The sequence below is a fragment of the Ruegeria sp. CF3 genome, assembly GCF_056537365.1.
Genome location: NZ_JBQFRK010000003.1, coordinates 109,803 through 133,857 on the forward strand (window position 1 = coordinate 109,803; position 24,055 = coordinate 133,857).

17 protein-coding genes are annotated in these 24,055 nt (G+C 54.4%); 10 read left to right on the plus strand and 7 right to left on the minus strand.

From position 1 onward, the window contains the following. Positions 1–6: 6 nt before the first annotated feature. The 5 genes from ACR0KC_RS12225 to ACR0KC_RS12245 form a co-directional block, all read right to left on the minus strand. The gene (locus ACR0KC_RS12225; protein ID WP_058280831.1) at positions 7–804 is read right to left on the minus strand and encodes a carbohydrate ABC transporter permease; all 798 of its coding nucleotides are present in this window, start codon (positions 802–804) and stop codon (positions 7–9) included. Further along, a complete protein-coding gene (locus ACR0KC_RS12230) occupies positions 801–1,664 on the minus strand; it encodes a carbohydrate ABC transporter permease (protein WP_170392846.1) in 864 nt (287 codons plus the stop codon). Before ACR0KC_RS12230 ends, ACR0KC_RS12225 begins: the two co-directional genes overlap by 4 nt. Beyond that, positions 1,661–2,737: an ABC transporter ATP-binding protein gene (locus tag ACR0KC_RS12235; protein WP_480771909.1), complete on the minus strand. Its 1,077-nt coding sequence runs from the start codon at positions 2,735–2,737 to the stop codon at positions 1,661–1,663. The genes ACR0KC_RS12230 and ACR0KC_RS12235 overlap by 4 nt, the downstream gene beginning before the upstream one ends. A 1-nt stretch (position 2,738) precedes the next feature. Further along, positions 2,739–3,788, minus strand: coding sequence for an ABC transporter ATP-binding protein (locus tag ACR0KC_RS12240; RefSeq protein WP_480771910.1), 1,050 nt, complete (start codon positions 3,786–3,788; stop codon positions 2,739–2,741). An 81-nt stretch (positions 3,789–3,869) separates the two neighbouring features. Then, positions 3,870–5,609, minus strand: coding sequence for an ABC transporter substrate-binding protein (locus ACR0KC_RS12245; RefSeq protein ID WP_480706915.1), 1,740 nt, complete (start codon positions 5,607–5,609; stop codon positions 3,870–3,872). A 1,310-nt stretch (positions 5,610–6,919) separates the two neighbouring features. On the opposite strand from ACR0KC_RS12245, the gene ACR0KC_RS12250 reads away from it, so the two are divergent. Beyond that, complete coding sequence (locus ACR0KC_RS12250) at positions 6,920–9,832, plus strand: VWA domain-containing protein (protein WP_480706914.1); 2,913 nt, start codon at positions 6,920–6,922, stop codon at positions 9,830–9,832. A gap of 352 nt (positions 9,833–10,184) precedes the next feature. On the opposite strand, the gene ACR0KC_RS12255 is transcribed toward ACR0KC_RS12250, so the two are convergent. Beyond that, positions 10,185–11,120 carry a LysR family transcriptional regulator gene (locus tag ACR0KC_RS12255; protein WP_480771911.1) on the minus strand — a complete coding sequence of 312 codons (936 nt, stop codon included), beginning with the start codon at positions 11,118–11,120 and terminating at the stop codon, positions 10,185–10,187. A gap of 142 nt (positions 11,121–11,262) precedes the next feature. Between ACR0KC_RS12255 and ACR0KC_RS12260 the strand changes: the two genes are divergently transcribed. Together ACR0KC_RS12260 and ACR0KC_RS12265 are read left to right on the plus strand one after the other, a co-directional pair. Next, positions 11,263–12,297 carry an alpha/beta hydrolase gene (locus tag ACR0KC_RS12260; RefSeq protein WP_480771912.1) on the plus strand — a complete coding sequence of 345 codons (1,035 nt, stop codon included), beginning with the start codon at positions 11,263–11,265 and terminating at the stop codon, positions 12,295–12,297. 98 nt (positions 12,298–12,395) lie between these two features. Next, the gene (locus tag ACR0KC_RS12265) at positions 12,396–13,271 is read left to right on the plus strand and encodes a hypothetical protein (RefSeq protein WP_480771913.1); all 876 of its coding nucleotides are present in this window, start codon (positions 12,396–12,398) and stop codon (positions 13,269–13,271) included. A 101-nt stretch (positions 13,272–13,372) separates the two neighbouring features. On the opposite strand, the gene ACR0KC_RS12270 is transcribed toward ACR0KC_RS12265, so the two are convergent. After that, the gene (locus tag ACR0KC_RS12270) at positions 13,373–13,747 is read right to left on the minus strand and encodes a hypothetical protein (RefSeq protein ID WP_480771914.1); all 375 of its coding nucleotides are present in this window, start codon (positions 13,745–13,747) and stop codon (positions 13,373–13,375) included. A gap of 687 nt (positions 13,748–14,434) precedes the next feature. Between ACR0KC_RS12270 and ACR0KC_RS12275 the strand changes: the two genes are divergently transcribed. From ACR0KC_RS12275 to ACR0KC_RS12305, 7 genes are all read left to right on the plus strand, one after another. After that, positions 14,435–18,049: an autotransporter domain-containing protein gene (locus tag ACR0KC_RS12275; protein ID WP_480771915.1), complete on the plus strand. Its 3,615-nt coding sequence runs from the start codon at positions 14,435–14,437 to the stop codon at positions 18,047–18,049. Between the two features lie 411 nt (positions 18,050–18,460). Then, a complete protein-coding gene (locus ACR0KC_RS12280) occupies positions 18,461–18,820 on the plus strand; it encodes a DUF3489 domain-containing protein (protein ID WP_480771982.1) in 360 nt (119 codons plus the stop codon). 127 nt (positions 18,821–18,947) lie between these two features. Further along, positions 18,948–19,097: a DUF2924 domain-containing protein gene (locus tag ACR0KC_RS12285; RefSeq protein ID WP_480706909.1), complete on the plus strand. Its 150-nt coding sequence runs from the start codon at positions 18,948–18,950 to the stop codon at positions 19,095–19,097. Positions 19,098–19,150: 53 nt separating this feature from the next. Further along, the gene (locus tag ACR0KC_RS12290) at positions 19,151–19,507 is read left to right on the plus strand and encodes a recombinase family protein (protein ID WP_480771916.1); all 357 of its coding nucleotides are present in this window, start codon (positions 19,151–19,153) and stop codon (positions 19,505–19,507) included. 381 nt (positions 19,508–19,888) lie between these two features. Next, positions 19,889–20,713 carry a hypothetical protein gene (locus ACR0KC_RS12295; protein WP_480791110.1) on the plus strand — a complete coding sequence of 275 codons (825 nt, stop codon included), beginning with the start codon at positions 19,889–19,891 and terminating at the stop codon, positions 20,711–20,713. Positions 20,714–21,419: 706 nt separating this feature from the next. After that, a complete protein-coding gene (locus tag ACR0KC_RS12300) occupies positions 21,420–22,835 on the plus strand; it encodes an AAA family ATPase (RefSeq protein WP_480771918.1) in 1,416 nt (471 codons plus the stop codon). Between the two features lie 23 nt (positions 22,836–22,858). Next, positions 22,859–23,791, plus strand: a complete 933-nt coding sequence (locus ACR0KC_RS12305) for a hypothetical protein (RefSeq protein ID WP_480771919.1) — start codon at positions 22,859–22,861, stop codon at positions 23,789–23,791. The last annotated feature ends 264 nt before the right edge of the window (positions 23,792–24,055 follow it).

The window sequence follows — 24,055 nt, forward strand, 5'->3', positions numbered from 1 at the left end:
CGAACCTCACACACGGCCCATCGCGAAACCGCGCGCGATGTAGTTGCGGACAAACCAGATGACAATGGCACCAGGGATAATGGTCAGTGTTCCGGCTGCTGCCAGCAGACCCAACTCATACCCCGCGCTGGAGGCGGTGCGGGTCATCACGGCGGCGATGGGCTTGGCCTCGACCGCGGTGAGAGTCTTGGCCAGCAACATCTCGACCCATGAAAACATGAAGCAGAAGAAGGCCGCGACGCCGACACCCGCTTTGATGTTGGGCAGGAAGATCGTCACGAAGAAGCGCGGAAAGGAATAGCCATCAACATAGGCAGTTTCATCCAGTTCCTTGGGAATGCCGCGCATGAAGCCTTCCAAAATCCACACCGCCAGAGGCACATTGAACAGCGTGTGTGCCAGCGCCACGGCCAGATAGGTGTCGAACAGGTGGATTGACGAATAGAGCTGGAAGAAGGGCAGCGCGAACACTGCCGCTGGCGCCATCCGGTTGGTCAGCAGCCAGAAGAATAACTGCTTGTCGCCCAGAAACCGATAGCGCGAGAACGCATAGGCCGCTGGCAGCGCTACACAGACCGACAGCACCGTGTTGATCGTCACGTAGATTATCGAGTTGATATAGCCCCAATACCACGTCGGATCGGTGAAGATGGTAATGTAGTTCTCCAGCGTGAAGGTCTGGGGGAACAGGGAAAAGCCCGACAGGATCTCGTTCGTGGTCTTGAAGGACATCGCCACCAGCCAATAGATCGGCAGCATCAGGAACGCTATATAGAGGATCGGGATAAGGGACCGCTTCTTCATTGCGCGTCATCCTTTGTCATCAGAGTGTAGAAGACCCAGCTGACCAGCAGCGTGATGGCGAAGTAGATCAGGCTCATCGCGGCCGCAGGGCCAAGGTCGAACTGTCCCAGCGCGATCTTCACAAGGTCGATCGACAGTAAGGTGGTTGAGTTGCCGGGACCGCCGCCGGTCAGAACGAAAGGCTCGGTATAGATGTTGAAACTGTCCATAAAGCGCAGCAGAACGGCGATGGTTAGTACAGTCTTCATCTTGGGCAGCTGGATATAGCGAAACACTGACCAGGGGCTGGCACCGTCTATCTTAGCGGCCTGATAATAGGCATCCGGGATCGACACGAGGCCCGCATAACACAGCAGCACAACCAATGAGGTCCAGTGCCAGACATCCATCACGATGACCGTGATCCAGGCCGACAAAGGTTGCTGCGTCATGTCATAGTTGATGCCCAGGACGTCATTCAGGAAGTAGCCCAGCAGGCCGATCTTGGGCAGAGTGAAGATATTCCACATCGAGCCGACCACATTCCACGGGATCAGCATCGGCAGGGCCATCAGGACCAGACAGACCGGCACCCAGAACCCTTTGCGTGGCATCGACAGGGCGACGATGATGCCCAAGGGCACCTCGATCAGCAGGATCAGGAAGGTAAAGAGAAACTGCCGACCGAGGGCCGCCTGAAACCGGTCGGAACGCAGGATCTGTTCGAACCAGCCCAGTCCTTCCCAGAAGAACTGATTGTTACCGAAGGTCTCCTGCACCGAATAGTTGACCACCGTCATCATCGGCACCAGCGCATTAAACGCGACCAGCGCCAGCACCGGCAGGACAAAGAACCATGCTTTTTGGTTTTCCGTTCTCATTGCGTCCGCTCCTCGGTTGCGATCCAGCCGTCGCGGTAGACGCGAGATTGTTCGGGTTTGAATTGCAGGTACACATGTGAGCCAGGGTTGGGCGCATTGTGTTCTGCTACAGCTTTCACCGGCGTATCACCGACCATGGCACTGACCACATAGTGTCGCCCGATATCTGCGACCTTGGTGACATGGGCAGGGATGCCGGTTTCGCCAAAGCTTATATATTCAGGCCGGATACCCAGATCGGTGCGGCCTCCGTCACCGTGGGTCTGGCCTTCCAGCATCACTTCATGGCCTTCGAACAGGGCCCGATCGCCCTTTGCTTCGCACGGCAGCACATTCATGCCGGGAGAGCCGATGAAATGGCCGACAAATGTGTGCTGTGGGCGTTCGAACAGTTCCACAGGGGTGCCGATCTGCACGACTTCGCCTTCCTGCATCACGACTACTTCGTCCGCGAAGGTCAGCGCCTCGGTCTGGTCGTGCGTGACGTAGATCATCGTGGCTTTGACGCGCTGGTGCAGCTCTTTCAGCTTGGACCGCAGTTTCCATTTCAGATGTGGGTCGATAACAGTCAACGGCTCATCGAACATCACCGCGTTCACGTCGTCGCGCACCAACCCACGACCCATCGAGATTTTCTGTTTGTTGTCCGGGCTCAGACCTGAGGCCCGGGTATTCAACATATCCGTAACGTCCAGCATTTCTGCAATCTCATCTACGCGACGTTCGATCGTTGCCGGGTCAACCCCCCGGTTCTTCAACGGGAAGGCCAGATTTTCGCCCACAGTCATCGTGTCGTAGATCACCGGGAACTGGAACACCTGCGCAATGTTGCGTTGATCTGGGGGCAAGGCAGTAACGTTCTGACCATCGAACAGAATTTGTCCCTCGGAAGGCGTCAGCAACCCCGAGATGATGTTCAGCAGCGTTGACTTGCCGCATCCTGATGGCCCCAGCAGCGCATAGGCGCCGCCATCGCGCCAGGTGACGTCGATTTCCTTCAGGGCGTAATCCTGTGGCCCCTTGGGATTGGGGAAATAGCTGTGTCGCAGGTTTGCAAGCTTGATTTGTGCCATGTCAGGCTATCCTTTTGCCGTCTTGGCCGAAATACCGGCAATGGGCCGGGTTCATGTAGAAGCTGTGGTCTTCGCCCACCTGATAGGGATGGACACCCGAGGCCAGGGACACCCACGCCTCATCCCCATGCTGGAAGTGCGCGCTGGAATCCGAGCCCGAAAGCTCGGTCACGATGACACGCCCGGTCAGCTCCACGTCGGCGTCGGAAGAGCGGAACGGGGTCACCCGGTGCGGACGCACGGCGACCAAGTAGTCACCATCGGCTATATCGGTGACTTTCCAGCCACCACCGCCGACCAATTGCGCCTGCGCATCAGACACGGTGATGCGCGCCACATTGATGGGCGGGTCAGAGAACACACGAGCTGCAGAGATGTTCTCGGGGTTGCGATAGATATCTGAGGTGGGGCCAAATTGGGTGACGCGCCCGTCCTCCATCAAGGCGGTGTTGCCGCCGAGCATCAACGCCTCTTCCGGTTCCGAGGTGGCATAGACGACCACGGCCCCGCGCCCGGCGAACAGGTCGGGCAGTTGTTCACGCAGTTCTTCACGCAGCTTGTAATCGAGGTTGGCCAGTGGTTCGTCAAGAAACACTGCGCGGCTTTCCTTTGCAATCGCGCGGGCCAGCGCGGTACGCTGCTGCTGGCCACCTGACAACTCATGCGGACGGCGCTGTAGCATTGGGCGCAACTGCAGCAAGTCGGCGGCCTCTTCGACGCGGCCTTCGATTTCGGATTTTGCCATCTCTGCCACGCGTAAGGGCGAGGCGATGTTGTCGAAAACGGTCATATGCGGGTAGTTCACGAAGAACTGGTGTACCAAACTGATCTGCCGCTTTTGCGTGTTCAGCTTGGTGACGTCCTGCCCGTCCATCAGAACTTTGCCCGAGGCGATCGGGTCCAGCCCTGCCATCATCTTGATCAGCGAGGTTTTGCCCGACCCCGTGGCGCCCAACAGCACATTGAAATGGCCAGTCTTGAGCGTCAGGTTCGTAGGCTTGATATGGATGACATTGCCAACCCGTTTGGTGGCGTCTTTAAGTTCGATCATGTCCGTGGGTTCCGGTCCTTCAGTGCGTCGCACTGGCCTTGGGGTGGGGATGCCGCACACGGCACCCCCGGTTTCGTTTGCTTACTGAGACTGCCAGCGCTGAACCAGTTCGTCATAGTTGACGGTCTGGCCCTGCGGCTTTTCGTTCTCAAGCTTGGCCTTGGGCGAGCCCGGCTTTTCCAACCAGAAGGCGGCATCCTGCGGCTCGTTCAGACGCGGGCCACAGCCACCGTAGACACCGGCGCTTTCGTCAGCGGCCTGCATCCGGGCCATAGTGATGTCCATCTCTTCTGCCAGACGGTCCATCGCCTCTTGCGGGGTGAAGGCGCCCGAGTTCACGTCACCGATCTGCTGCCACCAGATCTGGGCCAGCTTCGGATAGTCCGGCACGTTGATGCCGGTCGGTGACCATGCCACACGGTCGGGTGAGCGGTAGAACTCGACCAGACCACCCAGCTTGGGTGCGCGCTCGGTGAACGACTCGTGGTTGACCGAGCTGTCGCGGATGAAGGTTAGGCCCACATGGGATTTCTTCACGTCGACAGTCTTGGACGTCACGAATTGGGCATAGAGCCAAGCCGCCTGAGCACGATCCGCAGGCGTCGACTTCAGGAAGGTCCACGACCCCACGTCCTGATAACCAACCTTCTGGCCTTCTTCCCAATAGGGGCCGTGCGGGCTGGGCGCCATCCGCCACAGCGGCGTGCCTTCGTCATCCACGGTGTTGTTGCCTTCGGATTTCGGCTTCACCATGTCTGCGGTGAAGGCGGTGTACCAGAAGATCTGCTGAGCCACGTTGCCTTGGCTAAGCGCTGGCAACGACTGGTAGAAGTCATAAGACGCCGCACCCGGAGGCGCATAAGCCCGCAGCCATTCATCCCACTTGCGGATCGCATAGACCGCAGCCGGGCCGTTCGCAGCACCACCACGCGAAACGGATGCGCCAACAGGGTTACAAGTGCCCGCTTCCATGCGGATGCCCCATTCGTCGACGGGAACGCCGTTCGGTTCACCCACGTCACCGGCGCCGGCCATCGACAGCCAGGCGTCAGTCATGCGCCAGCCGAGGTCAGGCGCGCGCTTACCATAATCCATGTGGCCATAGATCGTGGTGCCATCGACTTCTTTTACGTCATTGGTGAAAAACTCGGCGATGTCTTCGTAGGCCGACCAGTTGACCGGAACGCCTAGATCATAGCCGTATTTCTCTTTGAACGCGGCCTTGTTGGCTTCGTCATCGAACCAGTCCTTGCGGAACCAATATAGGTTCGCAAACTGCTGGTCAGGCAATTGATACAGCTTGCCATCAGGGCCGGTGGTGAACTGAATGCCCATGAAGTCATCCAGATCCAGCGTTGGCGAGGTTGTCGCCGCCCAATCACCTTCCATCATATCGGTCAGCGGATAGGCCAACTGCAGGCGCGAATGTGTCCCGATCAGGTCGCTGTCGTTGACATAGCCATCATACAGGTTCCGTCCGGTTTGCAGCTGAGTCTGAACAGCCTGAACCACTTCACCTTCGCCGAGAATCTGGTGATTGACCTTGATCCCGGTTATTTCCTCGAACGCCTTGGTCAGAACTTCGGATTCATAGGAATGCGTCGGGATACCCTCGGACAGGACATTGATTTCCATTCCCGAGTACGGTTGTGCAGCATCGATGAACCACTTCATTTCGGACAACTGTTCGCCCTTCGACAAGGTCGATGGCTGGAATTCGTCGTCGATCCAACGTTGTGCTGCGGCTTCGTCGGCCCAAGCAGGACCATGCCCCGCAATGACGGCCGCTGCCGCCACGGCGGAAAGTAGATGTCTCCGCATCTGTCTCCTCCCAAAGATTATGTGATCCGGTGCAGACCGGATGGCAAACAGCATCGGTTATATTCGGCGCTGCTGTCAAACTAAAATTTTAGTAATAAGAGTTATCAAATTTAAGTATCTGATAAATAATAATAATCCCTGATTGCGGCGTGTTGGAAGTAGAAGATACGTTCAAACAAATGGTGTCCGTAGGTGCTGAAAGCATCGCGAAACACCCAATTCTGAAGTGAGCTTAGCGCTTGCTGTTCCAATGCAAATTGGGTGGAACCCAACGCTGAACCAACCATAGCAGCGCTATACCGGATGCACCGGAAAGGCGTGGAAATGAAACTGCATCTTGGCGATGAGCCGCCCCAGATTGATCAAATACCTGTTCACAGTGTCATCAAAGTGCGTCAGTGGCTGGTGATGATCGTCGATGGCTAACGTTTTCTAAGATTGCAGAAGAAAAAGGCACCTCCAAACGCCGGGTGCGGCATCGTCGACGCCGTCATTGTCAGTCATCACAAACGCCTCGCTTAAAGGCAGGATGGCCAGACCTTCGATCTTGTTCAGAACTACCTCTCGTCGAGGCCAAGTCGGGCAGCATGTCGAGGATCTCTTGCTTGCTGACAACGGGCAGGGGACCGTCCAGCGGGGCCGAAGTTAATTCCGACAGCGGGATGCGGCAAATCTTCCTGGTCACTGTACTGTGATCGTGCTGGTAGTCGCGCTTGATCAAATAGACTTAATCGTCAACCTGCGCGTAGCTCAGCTCTTGCTCAGTCATACAAAGGTGGATAACACCTTTCGGTTTCTTGGAGTTGAGCTCGAGGAAGCCTTAGCCGTAGTGGAGGCAATTGAAATCTGACGCCTCTGGGTCGCCTTTACAGACGGCCCAAACCTGCCATTGAACGCAGCACTCTCGTTACAGTGCGGAATTTCATAAAGCTGACATAGGTCAAACGTTTGATTGAATCGTCAATGGAAAAGCTCATTGAGCAGTTGGGTAGTTTGACAGCGACAGTTAGGACTTGGTTTGAATTCTGCTCACCTGTAGCGAGGCGAGATCGGATTAGGCGGTAAGCCGCCTCGAAAAAGGCCTGAAAAGCATAATAGTAAATGATTGTGCTGCTGCCTCCGTTGAGCGAATAAGTATCATCTGGTACTATGCCCCATTGTTTTATTTTTTTTGACCGCAGCTGCGCGGGTGAAGTGAAGCTGATTTTCGAAGGTGTATGTCATTTCAAATGCACCGGGCCATCTGTGGATTTTGAGTATCAGAGACTTCTTCAGTCCTGCCGCGGCGGCGAAAGCTGACGGAGGACAATATGACTCATGACCTTGGCCGCGTTGTGCCTGTATCCCAGATCGTAACGGATGCATCCCCCCTCAATCTTGTGCTTGATCCAAGCCCGATCGGCAGTCCGCGGTTTGCAATGCTGCATTTCGACAATGTCTCGCTCTCTGGCGGCGCCCGGCTCGAGGTGAACCTTGGCTATACGACGGATGTATTCTCGTCCGGCGCGCCCAGCGATTTCTGGACACGCCCTGCCGATGCGGCGACGGCTCCGATCGAAATCAGGATCGTCGGTGGCAGCGGTTCGGCGCGCCTGTTGGAATACGGCAGCGGCGAACCGACCCAAACAGCCAATCCGCCGGGAACCTTCACCGGCAGCCTGTCGAACCCCGATCCGTTTCTACACACAAATCCCTACGATGAACCGATCTATGAGACGCGGCTGATGTGCACGCCCGGGTTCGCCTGGCAGAATGCCGACTGCGCACCGCCTGCGGGCATTTCCCCAGCCATCAAAGCGCAGGTCGAGAACGCCAGCGGCATCATTTTCTTGGTGCACGCTGGGCATGTCAGCAGTTGCTCGGGCACGTTGATCGTCGGCGATCTTTTTCTGACCTCGCGCCATTGCCTGACCGACGCCAGCGGCGAGGACGTTCGTAGCGCATCGGTGACTTTCGATTATGCGCCCAATTGCGACGGCTCGCGTCCAGGCGGCCATGCTCCGCGTTTCTTCAAGGTTATCGAAGAGGTGGCGTCCGGCACCGCACCGGGCCCTTCGACGGTCAACTCCGATTGGGTCGTCGTACGGCTCGACGCTGCACCCGGCAGCTTACCCGCGCCAATCCCCATCAGGACCAGCAACCTGATGGCCGGCGAAACGCTGTTGTCGATGCACCACCCAGGCGGCTCGGTGAAGAAAACACAGTCGGTTGTCTATGATGGCGACACCTCGACCATCAACGGGTTCGATTTCGCCGGCGGCAGTTCGGGCTCGGGTCTGTTCGACGCCGCCGGGCAACTTGTCGGCGGGCCGCTCAGCCAGGGGCCTATACCGGGTCCGTGCAATGTGAGGTTTACACCGGTCGCGGGCATTATCAATACACTCGAGAACCCGTCGCCGCCTCCGAACCCGCTCGATGTCATGCTGGTCTTCGACAAATCCGGCAGCATGAACAGCAACGCGCCGCCAGCAGGCCGCTCGAAACTGGAAGAGGCACAGGATGCGGCCAGCCTCTTTGTGCAATTGGTGCAAAACGGCGGTGGTAACCGGCTTGGACTGGTGACTTTTAACCATAGCCCTAACCTGGAACTCGGCCCCACAGCGACGGCCGCTGCCAAGAACACACTCGTCGGCAACACTCCACCGTTTGACGAGGGGCTGGTCGGAGACATCGCCGCAGGCGGCAACACCTCGATCGGTGGTGGCCTCAGCGAAGCGCTGTCGGCGATGTCCGGCACCAGCAACGATAGGACGATCCTGCTGCTGTCCGACGGTTTGCAGAACACCGATCCAATGGTCGAGGCGGTTGAGGGCAGTTTGGGAGACACCCGCCTGTGCATCATCGGGTTCGGCTCCGATGCACAGATTGACGGCTCGCTTCTGGGTCGTTTGGCCGCCGAACATGGCGGACAATTCACCCGGGCTGTCGACGGTCTGGCGCTACGCAAATTCTTCGGCGTCTGCTTCGGCGACATCTTCCAGAGCGGTGCTCTGAACGACCCCGAACACGTGTTGCGTGCCAGTCAGACCGTTTCCACGCCGCACACTTTCAAAGTCTGCGGCGAAGAGGAAATCACCGTGGCCATCGGCTGGGACGAGGTTTCGACGCCGCTGCGGCTGCACGTGAAAACACCAAAAGGCAAGTCCGTCGGTGGCAAAGGCTTCACCGAAGTGCGAGGTCGCACCTGGGCATTCATCCGCATTCCGCTGCCGTTCCGTGGCGAACGCGACGGTACCTGGAGCTTCACCGTAGACCGGGTGCCAACCGGGGGCGAATTCCCGCCGCCACCAACCGACGTCCAGTATTTCTCGCTGGTCGTGTGCGAAGGTGGGCCAAAGATGCGCTACCTTGGAAACCAGCAGCGCATTTATACCGGCGACCGGATCGATCCGCTGGTCGGTTTGCACTACCCGAACGGAACCGTGCCCCACGGGACAACTGTGCACGTGACGGCGACCTCTCCCACCCGCTCGCTTGGGGCCTTGGTCCAAGAGCGCGGCATCTCCAAACCGGTCATCACCGGTGACGCGCTCGGTGGATTCCGCGCAACGTTGCAAACCATCGAACGCGAGGAAGGCGCACTGCCGGTTGTTGCCGACAGCATGACATTCGCACTCCACGACGATGGGGCACATGACGATGGTGCCATGGCCCCGGACGGCGTCTTCAACTTGCCGCTGAAGGACTTTTCGGTTGTCGAAGGCACCTATGATTTCCGCGCGACGGCCCGCTATGGCGACGATTGCCAGTCCACCCGCGAGGTCATGTGGTCGGTCCATGTCGAGATAGGCATCGACCCCGAGAAGACCGATGTAGTGATTGAAGGTTCCGATGGCAAAGGCACGCTGGTCCTGACGCCGCGTGACAAATACGGCAATCCCCTCGGACCCGGACGTCCGGGCAGTTTCGAGGTTCACCCCATTCCGGGTGTCTCGATCGACGGGCGCGTCAAGGACAGGGGCAACGGCAGCTATGGTGTCGACATCTCTTGGGACGCAGACATCGATCGCCCCGGCATCGTGGTGCAGCAACCCGACCGGGCCCCTGGCGTCTATCAGCCGCCCGCAGGTGCGGTGCCTTGCGACGACAATGAAGACAAGGATTGCTTCGACAAGGCCGAGAAACTGCTGGATTGCATCGGCTTGCCCGACTCCGATGTACGCAAGATCCGCATCAAAAGCGTCTGCGTCGAGTTCTTGATCGACAATGACAAAGAGTGCTAGGTCTAGCGCCTAAAGGTCAATCTCCGAAGCAGAGTAACATCCGCATGATCCGGGGTGCTTGGCGAGGCAAGGTGGGCCCATTGCTGCCGTTTGACCCTGGTCACCTTCTCGCGGTGCGGACCGTCAAAGCTGTCGTTCGCTGCAATCGCGAAGCTGGAAAGTAGACGATGGTCTGGGGAACGGCTCTGAGCGGAGATGTAACTTTAACGGACGATGTTGCAGCTTAACCCAACAGACCTGCCATCTATGGATTGTGGTTTCGTCAGGACCCAAGGGCGGGTGCTGATTTGGATGGCCTTTGTGTACTTCGAAGATCTCACGTGCAAACTATCATCCCAGCTCGAACATCTGATCAGTCGGACTTGGCGATCTCCAATGCTTGTTCCCTTAGCCAATTGATCGCTGGATTGAAGCGGCTGCGCTCGTGGCGGACAAGAAAATAAGGGAAGCCACAACTCGGCCGAAACGGAGCTGAACAAAGAGAGGTCAATTTCTGGACTTGCTTTGCCAGCCGCTTGGGGACAGCTGCAACTGCATCCGTCTGTCCTACCAAAAAAGGTAATGTGGTGAAGTAAGGCTGCTGGAACACAGCATTCGAACCATCTCCCTTTTCTCTCATGATCGTATCGGGTTTCAGACCCGAAGTGCCCGGAAAACTGAACTCGATTAACCGGTAAGCTGAAACGTCTTGCGGAGTAAGTGCCCGTTTTGATGACGCATGTTCTTCAAGCGGATGGCCTTGTCGGAACAGGATTTCGTAGGTTTCATCAAATAGCTTCTGAACAAGTAAATCGTTCCTGGCATCCAAATCCGCGTATAGCAGCAGATCAATTGCTCCTTTTTCCAAATCGGTAAAGCTTCGCGGCACCAGTGGCGAGACATCGAACCTTATTGCTGGTGCGGTAACGGCAAAGACCTCCATCATGGGTCCCAGGACAGCCGCAACGCCGTAATCTGTCGAAGCGATGCGGTAGCAATAGTTGGACTGTGCTGGATCAAAGGCGGAAGGCTGGAAGACGTCAGCTATCGCTGACAGGGCAGCATCGACCGGTTCATTCAAGCCCAGAGCATGATCCGTTAATTGGTATCCGGACTGCGTTCGGATCAGCACCGGATCTCCAATAAGGTCGCGTACCCGGGCGAGTATTCGACTGGCGGCGGGCTGGCTGATCCCCAGATGTATTGCCGTGCGTGTCACGCTGCTTGTGCGAAGCAGGAGCTGTAGGAACCGTAGAGTCCTAACATCCAGAGAAGTTAAAATGTCATTCATTTTTTGCATGCTCATCATGCTATTTGCGTCATCCCAATTATGCCCTTCGCGAGTTAACTGACAAGTGAAGCCTAACCGGGCGCCCCCCAAGATCGGGGCGCTCGATCCAAGATCGTTTGGTTGTCGAGACCATCAAACTGTATACGAAAGGGCAGCAGCAGTGATTACACGACGCATGTTCAACTCAATCGCGATTGCAACATCCTTGAGCGGAGCTTTCGCCGCCCGCGCTAGTACAGCGGAGGCATCCGGTGACCTAGAGCAATCGGCATTTGGCTCTTATGATGTTGAAACGGTGTCCTTTGACAGCTCTGGGGAAACCCTTGTTGGAAAGTTGTTGAGACCTGCTTCGGAAGGACTTCACCCGGCAGTTGTGATCATCGGCCCTGTTGCATTCGTCAAGGAACAGTCACCGGTGCAATATGCAACCCGCTTGGCATCGCGCGGGCTGGCCGTTCTGATATTCGATCCACGCTATCACGGAGAAAGCTCGGGCACACCCCGACGCTACGAGTCTGGTGAAGCCAAGGTTGAAGACTGCCAAGCCGCCCTCGGTTTTCTCGCAAACCAAGAAGGCATCGACGCAAACCGGCTTCATCTTCTCGGGATCTGTCAGGGTGTCAACTGGGCGATTGAAACAGCGGTGACAGACGGTCGCGTGGCCTCTCTCGGGGTTGTCGCGGGCCACTATCTAACTGAGGAAACCGCCAGAATGTACCTTGGCAGTGATGCCGAGGTTGAAGCACGCATGGATCGCGCGGCCAAAGCAGCCACCGAATTCGAAAAAACGGGGGAAGCAAGCTACATCCCAATCGTCGGCTCTGAGGATGCCCTTCTGACCGCAACAGCCATCGCAGACTGGTACCTACCATGGGATAACAGGGCCCCTTGGCTGACTTTCAAAGGGGGTTGGGAAAACCGCATCACCGCGATGAGCGAAGCTGGCATTTGGGGCTGGCGGATCGACGAAACAGCCCCTCAACTGAGCCTGCCTGTATTGATGATCCATGGCGACAGAGCGGCAAGCGGTCAGGTCATTCCCCGCCGCATTTTTGAAGAAATCGCGTCAGAAAAGAAGACGCTGTATTGGATCGACGACGCCAACCAGCTTCAGTTTTACGAAGACCCGTTGATCATTGATGCCGCCGTCAATGCTCTGGCTCCGCACTTTCTTGCCTCCAATCGAACCCTTTGATGCAAACCGCTCGGTTCATTGACGCCGCCCCGGAACAATCATTGCCGGAAAAACGGGCGGCAACATCAAGGCACAGATACACCGGAGAAATATTTGAGATGAGAGTTCTTTCGCTATTGTTCACTTGCACCACGTCCTTACCTGTTGTCGCCGAACAGGAGCTGCCGCCCTTTACCGAAGCCGTTTTGCCGATGGGAAATGATGTCTATACCGTATCGATTGGACCGGGTGGGCCAGATGAAGAGTTCAGCTCAGACGCCACTAACGGCGGGCTCTACAAGCTCACTCCTGATGGCGCGACCGAAGAAATCAAACTCTCGGATGGGCAAGGTCTTCGTAACCCAACAGGAATGGTGCGTTCCGGCAACCAGATTGTCATTGTGGATGGCAATGAGGTCATTTCTACCGCTTCGGATGGCACGGTAAACTGGCGTCAGGCTCTCGATGACGATGGTGTTTTTCTCTACGATATCGAAGCCCTCGACGACGACACCCTTCTTGTGAGTGATTTTGGGCGCGGCGCATTCCTATCGGTCGCAGCCCAAACCGGACAATTTCAACCTCACCTCGGCGATTTGCGCATCAGTGGTCTCGCCCGCTTTGCAATCGTAGAGACAGGTATTTACGCTGTGTCCTGGGGCAGCGACGACGCCTGGGACAGCGCTTTGTATTGGGTTCCGCATTCAGGCAACGGAGATACTGCTGTAGCTGTTTCAACCGGCTTTGGTAACTTGGAATCCGTTGAAGTCGTGAACGGCACAGTTGTTGTCGGGGGTTACCGGGGTCACGAGAAGTACCCGAATGCGAGGCTCTTGCGCGTTGAAACTGATGGGTCCGTAGATCCTCTGAGCGTCGGGTCTCATTCGCGTGGGATTTCCGATATACTCTTCGATGGGTGGTCGATTTGGCTGACCTATTTCTATGACGCATCCTATGCGGAGTTGCCGTCTCAGGCGATACAGAACTTTGACTAAAAGACGCGCGTACTCTCGCTTCTGTGGCGTGGGGCTTCCGCCTGTACCATATGCTCCGAGAGCTATTTTACGGCCCTAGTCCCGGTTCTCAGAAGGCATATTCAGTCGCTGTCTTCAGTGAAATCCTCAGGCTTTAGTACCATGATTTCAAGGTATCTAGCGTTCGAAATTGGATCAATCCGATTGGCCTCTTCGCTAACGAATTCCACCCAAGCAGTTGTGTGATCATTAGTTTCGTGGCCCCTTAACTTCAGCAAGTCTTGGGCCAATTGGCGCAATATCCTCGCATCTTCGAGGTCGCGGGCATGGCCAAGCAGCATGCTGCGTTTCGCTTTCTCAAATTTTTTGTTCCTAACACGGAGCGCTTCAAGCCTTGCCGACTCGGCTTCTTTCGTTCTTCGCTCATGGTCTTGTTTGCGTTCAATTAACCACTCATGCTGGCGCTCGGCATGTTCCCGGTGAATGGTCTCGGCCAATACAACCAATTCGATTGCAAGCTCGGTAAGACGCGTTTCAAGTTTGACGTCCGGCTCATCCGCCCAAGATAACCGGACATCTTACCCACGAAAGTGGTTTGGAACGATCAGAGTTATTAGTTCTTTAGCTGGCCTGTGGCCACCGGGGTTCCGATAGTAGTTGCTCTGCCTCAAATCCGCCGTCGCGAGAAGCTAAAGTGGTACATGCCGTTGATGAATGGAAATTGAGATTTCGATGGTCTCTTCTCCCTTAATTCTCGGTTCGCCACCGCATTTTGCGACGCCCAGGAAAGCCGCAGCAAGCCCCTATCTCGCCAAAGATCTAACCACGCTGACGGCCCGTTGCAGACATTCGACGTATATCCGAAGTTCTGCGCTAAGAGCGCTCAGCAGAAATTTGAGTGGGCACGAGTTCTAAACCCGTTTGGCATTCATGCAGACAGATGGAGGTTATTTGAATAATTCTATCATTCCACCGGATCCAAGTAGGGAGCTGCCGCTGGCCGGTTTTTTCAGAGCATGCATGTGATCAAATTGCATCATACAAAAGACCAGTCAGAAATTCGTTAATATATCGTTAATCGGAACATCAAAAAGCCATCTTTTTTTTGCTGCTAACAAATACGCGGAGGTTTTCGCGCAAAAAAGTTGCGGTGGTTTCCAGACCACTCTTAAGGGGTGAACAAGATGTTACGAGTAAGCGGTTTGAACCGCAAAGCGCGCCGTCGTACAGCGGCACTTTCCAAAGCGCAGACGAGCAAATACCATCAAGGAAAATCCGCTGCATATCGCGCTTTCGCTGCTCCAGTTGCTGCCGGTGCGATAGGTTTGGGTGCATCGATTGGAGTGGCAACTCCTTCGATCGCGCAAACGGTTGTTCCTCCATCAAACGGTCCGTGCAGTGTTGCGGGTGACCTCGCCACCTGTACGGGAGATGTTTCAACGGGTGTTCAGGCAAACGGGCCAGCAATCGAAACGCTCAATATCAATAACGTGACTGCTCCGGGAATTGCACCGGGCGGTGGAACAGACGGAGTGGCTTTCAGCACACCAACAGGTAACGTAACCCTTAACATCCAGACGAATGGAACTGACGGCATTGTCACGACGGGGAACGGCGCGGATGGGATTGTTGTGGATGCGGACGGCGACGGGGATGTTTCGATCACATCGACGGGCGAAATTGCAACCGACGGACGTCGATCCTTTGGCATTCGATCCGATCTTGAGGGTGACGGTGCCATTTCGGTTAACTCGACCGGCAATATCACGACATCTGGACGCAGCAGAAGCGCCGGTATCGGCGCTACGCAACAAGGTGGTGATGGCGATGTGTCAGTGGCTTCAGCGGGTCGTATAAGCACATCGGGCAGCCGTTCAGACGGAATCTACGCCAATCAGGACGGTGGAGACGGCACGGTATCGGTCAACTCAGCGGGCGATATCAGCACAATTCGAAATCGATCAACAGGCATCACCGCTCTTCAGAGTGGCGGCGAAGGGGATGTCTCGGTGGTGTCGAATGGCAATATCTCAACGGCTGGAAACAACTCTGGCGGTATACTTGGACAGCAAAGCGATGACGATGGCGATGTCGCGATCCAATCAACCGGAAACATCACAACAGAAGGAAACAACGCGAACGCCGTCTTGGCGCGTCAAAATGGCGGCGATGGGGATATCACAGTTGAATCCGAGGGCAACCTCTCGACTTCTGGAAATAACGCCCGCGGGATCTTTGCACGGCAAGACGACGGTGATGGCGATATCACGATCCGCTCGACCGGAAATATCACAACAGCTGGCAACAACGCTGATGGCATCTTTGCCCGCCAAAGGGGTGGAGACGGAGATATCAACGTCACTTCGTCGGGCAATATTTCGTCCGCAAGGAACGGCATCCGCGCGCTTCTGACCAATGATGGCGACATTACAATTTCGAACCGGGGCGATGTCAGCGGCGCAGCAGCGGGCGACGGTATCAACGCCACGGTGAATGGCGCTGGTGATGTCGTCGTCGACAGCATCGGGGATATTACTGGCAGAGAATACGGGATTTACGGCGTAGCAAATGGAACAGGCAACGTAACGGTCAATTCTAACGGCAACATTTCTGCTGAAGAAGAACATGCGATCTTTGCTGACGCGGAGGACGGGAATGTGACCGTCAATGTGACGGGCGACGTCCAATCCCTCGATAGCGATGCAATTGATGTGGAAACCGGCAGCCCCGGAGGTGTGATTGACGTCACTGTGGTGGGCAATATCACTGGCGATGCGATCGGCATTGACGCTGATGCCGAGGACTCCGGTGATATCAACATTCAGGTCACAGGTGATATCCGCGCCGGTTCGGATGACGGTATCGAAGCCGAAGTTGATGGTGACGGCGACATCTCGATCACGATGAACGGTGATATCGAAGCAAGCGAACACGGGATCCGCAGCTTTGTTGCTGGCGACGGAAACATCTCGGTTGAAGCGTCGGGTGAAATTGCGGCGGAAAATATTGATGGCATTAACGCTGAAATAGACGGAAACGGCGATGTTACTATTTCGGCATCCGGTACCATCGATGCCGAAGTTGACGGAATCTTCGCCCACGTGACCGAGAACGGCAACATAAGCATTACAAACGCTGCATCCATAACCGCCAGAAACGACGAGGGAATTGACGCCGAAATCTTCGGAGATGGCGATGTCTTCATTAGAAACTCGGGGCGGATAACCTCTCGCGAAGACGATGCGATCGAAGTGGATGTCGAGGGAAGCGGCGATGTCAGCATTGTGAACTCTGCCCAGCTCACCGCCGATTCCGACGCGATCGATATCGAACTAAACGGTGACGGCGATGCCCGTGTGACCAACAGCGGGGCGTTGCGTTCGCTGGACAATAACGGGATCGAAGTGGACGTGGACGGAGCCGGTTCAATCACCATTGTGAACACCGGAAATATTGATGCGTTCGAATACGGTATCGAGATCGAAGATCGCGACAACAACGCCGCTGCAATAATCACAAACTCCGCCCGCATCACCGGTCGAGAAGGCTTTTCCATCGTATATGGCGGCGATGGGAACGACACGTTGAATCTCGAGCCCGGCTCGATTCTGAACGGATCGGTCGATTTCGGCAATGGCAACGATGGCATGGGGGGCACGAACCCGAATGACATTGACACGTTGAACTTTGCGCGCGGGATGAATTCGGTTGTAAATTTTGCTGATGCATCGGGTGACGATAATGACCTCGCATCCGCCCCCGAAGTCGTCAATTTTGAAGGGGCCGGCGTTGTGGCCAACAATGGCCTCACTGCGGTTTCGGTGGATACGACGGGATTCGCGGCCCAAGGTACCTTTATCAGCGATCTCACCGACGCGGTGTTCAATACGATTGACACCGCCAGCCCCTATGCGTCCGGCTCGTCTGGTGGCCAGGTTAGCAGAAACCTGGGTCCTTTCGGGTATGTTGAACAGGATAACGGCCCATATGTCTGGGGTTCAGCCTTCGGAGGAGATCGCGATGTTGAAGAAGACGGTTCAAATCTTGGATTCAGCCATCGTATGTACGGTTTCGTAGTTGGTGCCGAGACGAATGAATTCATCGATAACAGCGATTTTGGTGTTCTTGTCGGATATGACGACAGCCATGTCTCGCTGGATCAAGACGCAGGAGATACCGATATCACGTCATATTTTGGGGGCGTCTACCTCGAAAGGGACTACGGACGATACAGCCTCAACGCAGCGCTTCTTGCTGGCGTAACCGACAATGAAGCGACCCGAAACGTTGATGGCGGCGAAGCGAAAGGCGATTTTGACGGCACGTTCGTTTCGCCATCGCTCTCGATCTCGGCACCCATCAACGCCTTGCCAATTCCTGCCTTCTTCAGTGCACGCGCAAGCTATGTCTTTCTGAAACTTGATGAATATTCCGAAACAGGAACCGCGTATCCGCTGACTGTCGAAGATCGGAACGTTTCGCTGTTCAACACGCGGGCTCAATTGAACTTGCCCCGCCTCTACGAGGCCGCAAATGGATCGAGTACCTACCTGAACTGGGCCGTTGGAGTAGATGCAACTTTTGATGCAGGATCCGACGATGTGGACGCAATCGTAGCAGCGACACCCTTTTCTTTCGTAGCTTCAACAGAAGATGCAGCTGCAGGGTTTCTTGGCTTTACGCTTGAACATACCTCTGCAGATGGAAACCGATCGATAGGCTTCAGCGGCGAGTTTCAATCAACCTTTGGTGGTGGATCCAGTGTTGTCGGAGAACTCACGGCTTCCATAAGGTTCTAAACCAACGAATTGCCGTATTGTTTGGTCAAATGTTGGTTCTTAACAGCCTCTTCAAACTGACTGCCTTAACATGGGAGCGTCTGTTTAGTTTCGTCACGCACGTCCAAGCCATCTACGCCTACGAAATCACAGGGGCTTTTTTGTATTTTCGAATCTAGCCGTAGGCGTCGACCGCGAAAGTCGGATTTCGCCTCCGCTACCGGATAGGTTTGCAACCGCAGAGAATGTCAGCTTCCCGCCCATTTTAATGTTAACAACTGGACTTTAGGCTGTTCGCAAGCGGTACTAACGACGGTCAAGACTCGCCCGAGGTGCCCGGGCTCCGCTCTGTTCAGGGCGCGTACTTAGCCTGTGCCCATAGAGTGGAGAATAAAATGTCAAATGCATCCAACCTGGAAATAAAATCACCACCTGCCAAAAAGCCCGGAGCAGCCGACGCGTCAACAAAGTCTACAGATACTGCTGTCCCTTAAGGCCGGTGCAACGATTGTGCAGATTCAAAACGTCTTTGGCTGGCAGCCGCATTCTGCGCTCGCAGCGATTTCGATGATGCGCAAGGCGGGACATACCGTTGAGCGATCAGGGTCTGAAAAAAGTACTGTCTATCGGATTGTGAAGGAGGCGTCAGTATTACGGATGCAAGCTTCAAATTTTGCGACCTTACGCACGTACTCGCTGACATCGAAAATCTGGACCGCTCTAGCTGCCTTGATCAGTGGCAGAAAATGTTCGGTCGGCCGCCGCCGAAGTAACTGTCCCCGCAGTTCATGAAGCCGGTGTTGATTTGGGAACACAGATACAAGAACTAGGCGGGTTGTCTGTAAAGACAGAACTCCGACTGTAACAAATCGCGTTGGGAAAAGCGCTGCCACCTAGTCTGAAACCAGGATCACATCTGGTGCGGGAGTGGAACGGACGCACCTATCAGATTGAAGTAATCGCGGGCGGATTCTTCTTGGACGGCAAAACGTGGCGCTCCCTGTCGGCCATCGCAAAGCACACCACCGGACCGCACTGGTCAGGCCCGCGCTTCTTCGGGGATCAGTAATGCGACGTATCCGCTGCGCCATCTACACTCGAAAAAGTTCGGAGGAGAGGCTAGTGCAGGATTTCAATTCGCTGGATACCCAGCGGGAAGCCTGCGAAGCATACATTGCGAGCCAGAAACACGAGGGCTGGGAATTGTTGCCGGATCATTATGATGATGGCGGTATCTCGGGCGGTCATCTTGACCGCCCTGCTCTGCAGCGGTTGATGCAGGCTGTAGATGATAATCACGTAGATCAGATTGTTGTTTGCAAGGTCGACCGGTTGACACGATCGCTGACTCACTTGGCAAAGCTGATCGACCATCTCGACGCAGCCGACGTATCGTTTGTGTCCGTTACCCAGTCCTTTATTATGTCCACAGCATGGGGCGCCTTACACTCAACGTGTTGCTCGGTTTCGCTCAGTTGAACGTGAAATTACCTGTGAACTTATCAGGGACAAAATAGCGGCCTCTAAACACAAGGGCCTACGGATGGGCGGGAATGTTCCGTTTGGATATCAGGCGGACAGCCTGACGCTTAGAGTCGACGAAGAGGAATAGGCAACAAATAGGGCGCTCCACGATCTCTATCTGGAGCATCAGACCATTTTTTATTTCAAAGAGCGGGCGGAGGCACTGGAGCTCCGGTGCCGGCGCCCGGAACGCCCGGGTGGGCGCGCGACGGGCGGGACTTTCTTCGTATCCATCATCATCTCAGCAACCCTATCTATGCTGGCCGCATACGACACAAGGGTCAGGTTTATGGTGGGCAGCACCCCGCTATCACTGACCCGGCGGTATAGCAGCTGGTGCAGCAGTGGTTGATAGATGGCGCGGCAAGGGAGCGTGGATTAAAGCAGAAGGCCAAGCGATCAGTGCTGGCCGGGAAGCTCTTTGATGAGACCGGAGATCGGCTGACACCTAGCCATAGCCGCAAAAACGGCAAGCGTTTGCGTTACCACATCTCTAGAAGTCTGTTGACCGATCGAATTCAGAAGCATCCGGATGCCTGGCGGCTGTCGGCAGAGCAGCTCGAAAACCTTCTGGTCGAAGTGGTCAGACAACACCTGAACCGACCGAACGCTGTGACTTCAATGGTACGGAATATGTCGGCAGCCGAAAGTGCTTCGGCAACAGAGTTTCTCAGAGATTGCCAGTCTGCCAGGAACTGCCTTGGCATGATTGCGCGGGCGGAGCTGCGACAGGGCTCTCTGAGGGTGCAACTGGATATCCAGGCGCGGGCCCAGATGATTGGTTGCAGGGTCGACCAGGTCGATGCCGGGGAACTAGCGATCGAAGCGCCATTCCGGATGCGCCGCAGAGGCTTGGAACTGAAATTGCACTTAGGCGATCAGCCTCCTGAAATCGATCAAACACTTATCCGCAACGTCGTTAAGGCGCGCCGGTGGTTGGCGATGATCATTGATGGCAGAACTTTCTCAGAAATCGTTCAACAAGAAGGCACCTCCAAACGCCGGGTGCAGGATGTGGTCGATCTGGCCATGCTGGTGCCTGATGCTCTGGATGCCATCGATTCAGGCGAACAAATTGATGGCCTGACAATGGACTACCTGATCAGGTCGGGTTTCCCGGCGATCTGGTCAGATCAACACAAGCGCTTCTCTGCCCTCTGATCTGCCGCCTCTCCGAAACACACCAAACTCGTACCGTCGGAATCGCGACCTGGGACTGTGGTCGGAAATCGACTACTGTTGCGCACACGCTCGGATCTCAGTTGAAGTTGCTGGATCTTAAGCCGCTGAAAACACGCTTTAATCGGCGTGCAACTTCTCGGTATGTGATTTACGGGAAAATCATGGCTGGGGTGGTAGGATTCGAACCTACGATACACGGTACCAAAATGTAAGAATACATGACACTGTGCTAGTTTTAGTTGCAAAATATCACTTTAAGTTCAGTATCTTACAGGGGATCAATTGACCAGTGTGCGTTTTTGCTAACATTTGCGTTGTAGGTGTAAATATTCTATTTCCTTCAACATCAGCGCTCTTCTTCAAGCATCAAGTACTGTGGGAAATTACCACAGTAAAAAATTGATTCGCGGTCGAGCTGTTCGTTGATTTCTCAGTTTGCATTTTGGCCGGTTTTTCTGCCGATGTCGCGGAACCTTGGTGGGATTGGGGCTTTGACTTTGAAAATACTCGAATTCGATATTTGAACTGGGTGGGAACGGCGCTTTGCGCATCGATCCATGAGTGAATTTACCAAGTCGCCGTGATCCGCTCGCCTTTCTGCTCGCGCCATGGGTGTATGGTATTGCGGAGCACAACCCTATGATCCATAACGACTTACAGCAAACGAGCCTTGTTGGACTAAAACATGAACCCAAGTACTAAAATTGCAGAAGTTGAGGTAAAAGGCCTTCATCGCCAGCTCGACTTCAAAATTAACTTTAATGAAAACTTAAACGTCATCTACGGAAAAAATGGCCGTGGAAAGACCACACTCCTGCACATTTTGGCGAACCTTTGCGAGTTGGACCTAAAGCGTTTCTCGTGGCTTTCCTATCAAAGGATCGCCGTAACAAACTTTGGTGGAGATACAATTGTGCTCGAACCTCATCGTGAAAGCGATGTGCCCGAAATTTACTTTAACGGCTCGAAACTCAGTAGCACAGAAGAGTTTGATGGGCTCCCGAACACCGAGGAATTGGATGCGTTGCGCTCTGCACTGGGTGGTCAGGCCACGTACCTTCCAGCATTCAGATCAGTGTTAGAGAGGTCAACGAGAAGTGCTCCATATTGGCGCAGCGAACACCGGGAAGACAGTGACTTCGAGGAACTAATGAGATCAGAGGAGATTCTTCTAAGAAGAACCGCCGATCCTAATATGTCATCCCGCGCTATCAATCGTGAAGAAGCTGCCAGTATCGCTGACAAAACGGTGCGTTGTCGTCGTTGGTTTGGGAAATTTACTCCGATAATACGATATCCCTCTATTGCTGATGTGGAAATGGGACTCGGCGAGGAATGGCGAACCGCTGAGATACAAGTAACGAAGCGGGAGCAAACGCTATTTGAAGATACATTTTTACGGATTTTCCGAACAATAACGGGCGTTGAGCCTGTAGCAGCCACATTAAGTCGCGAGGAAATTCTACAAGAGATCATTTCGCTTCTAGAAGTACCCGAAACATTTGGCGAAGAACAAATGGGGCCTAGAGCGTACGATCACATCCTTAGTGTCGCACAGAAGATTGACCAGACAGAAAGTGGTACTGACTTTAATTCTTTGTTTGAAATCTACAGAGAAGCACTGGCCTCACGCAACGAACAAAGGCGCCAAAAATTTCAGAGATTAGTGGACTTTCAAAAATCCGCGAACCTATTTCTGGATGACAAAAAAATAAAATTCGCGTCAACTGGTTCTCGCCCTCCCTACAGGCGTCGTGTCGTGTCAATTGTTTCGGGCAATGGCCACTCTTACGATTTGACAGCTTTATCATCCGGAGAAAGACAAATCCTGACAATGCTCTATTCGGCGAGCCGTACACGGTTCCGTGGCGGTGCATTCCTCGTCGACGAGCCTGAGCTGTCACTGCATATTGATTGGCAAAGAAAAATTCTTTCGCAGATTCAAGGGCAAGAGCCAGATCGGCAGATTATTGTGTGTACTCACTCGCCAGAAGTTGGGGCGGATCACATGGAGGTCACGCAAGACTTTGAACCTTCCGCTCACGAAAGCGAAGTGCTTTCGGAAATCGACATTGAAGATCCATATTTTGACGAGGACTGATTTTGTCTAGAAATGGCTATTCTTTGAACGGATACATCAATGCCGTTCGCCGCCGCAGTAATAAAACTATTCTGGTAGAAGGCAAATCTGACAAGGGCGTAGTCGAAAGAATCTCCACTCAAAAGGACATAGGTGCGCGCGGGAAGTTTGTAATCGATGTTTGCGACATTGTTTCAGACGATGCGCTGTCAGGGTTGGGTGCAAAGGTAAAAGTTGAGAAGATACACAGTGAATATGAAGAGAATGTGCCAGCGAACGATAGGCTAATTTGTCTGGTTGATCGGGAGTGGGAAGGGCTTTGGTGTGAGATCGAGCAGAAATTCACCACTTGGAGCACCCCCACGAGTTCACCTACGCGCTTCATAACTTCGGGCCACTCAATCGAAAACTACAGTTTTGTATCTGCATGCGTAAGAGAGTATTTGCGATTTGCGTTCGCCGAGAATGTTACAGAAGACATTGAAAACAAAGTGGATGAGTTGTTCTTTTCTGCAGTGTGCCTCAGTGTAGCGCTTTCGGAAGAAGTGCGTCGGATGCAAGTAATTGGACGCTTCAATGGGATTATTGGACCTCAATTTATTGATCTCAGTGAAGAGAAGTTTTTTCTCAACACCGACATAGAGCGGAATATACAATGCCGAGGTATAACCTCAGCAGATTTTGCAAAAAGAGTGAACCAAAGAGTGGAGATGCACTACGACTTGGGAAGCTCCGTTCAGGAGTTGAGGTGGTTTGCGCATGGGCACGTTGGCGAATACGCTCTTTGGAGTGCTATAGCGAAGATATTTGAAAGCCACGGCTGCGCACCCAACGTTACGAACGATGTTGCATTCGGAAACAAGGAAATGCGTTCTAAGTTTTGGAGCGATTGGCTATCAAAGCAAAGCCGAGAAGCGAGAGAGCCAATTGACGAATTATTGGAGACTGCATCAAATCTAAACGTCTCGCCCGAATAAAGGATTTTGTCGCGCGTAGCAGGTGCCAATTTGGATAGCTTGACCGACTGCGTCAGTTCGTTTTGAAGTAGCTGCAACGAGCTGACGCAAGTCACTTGTGAGTTTACGCAAATGGTCCATGCTGCGGGTGATGTTGTTACCTGACAAGAAATTCGGGTGTTCAATACTCGGTGCTTTGTGTCTTGCAAAAGCGGGGAGAGTACTGCGGGCCTATAGAAAACCAGCAATCGTGCGCGTTTTGTAAGAATCAAGAAACTCACTGTA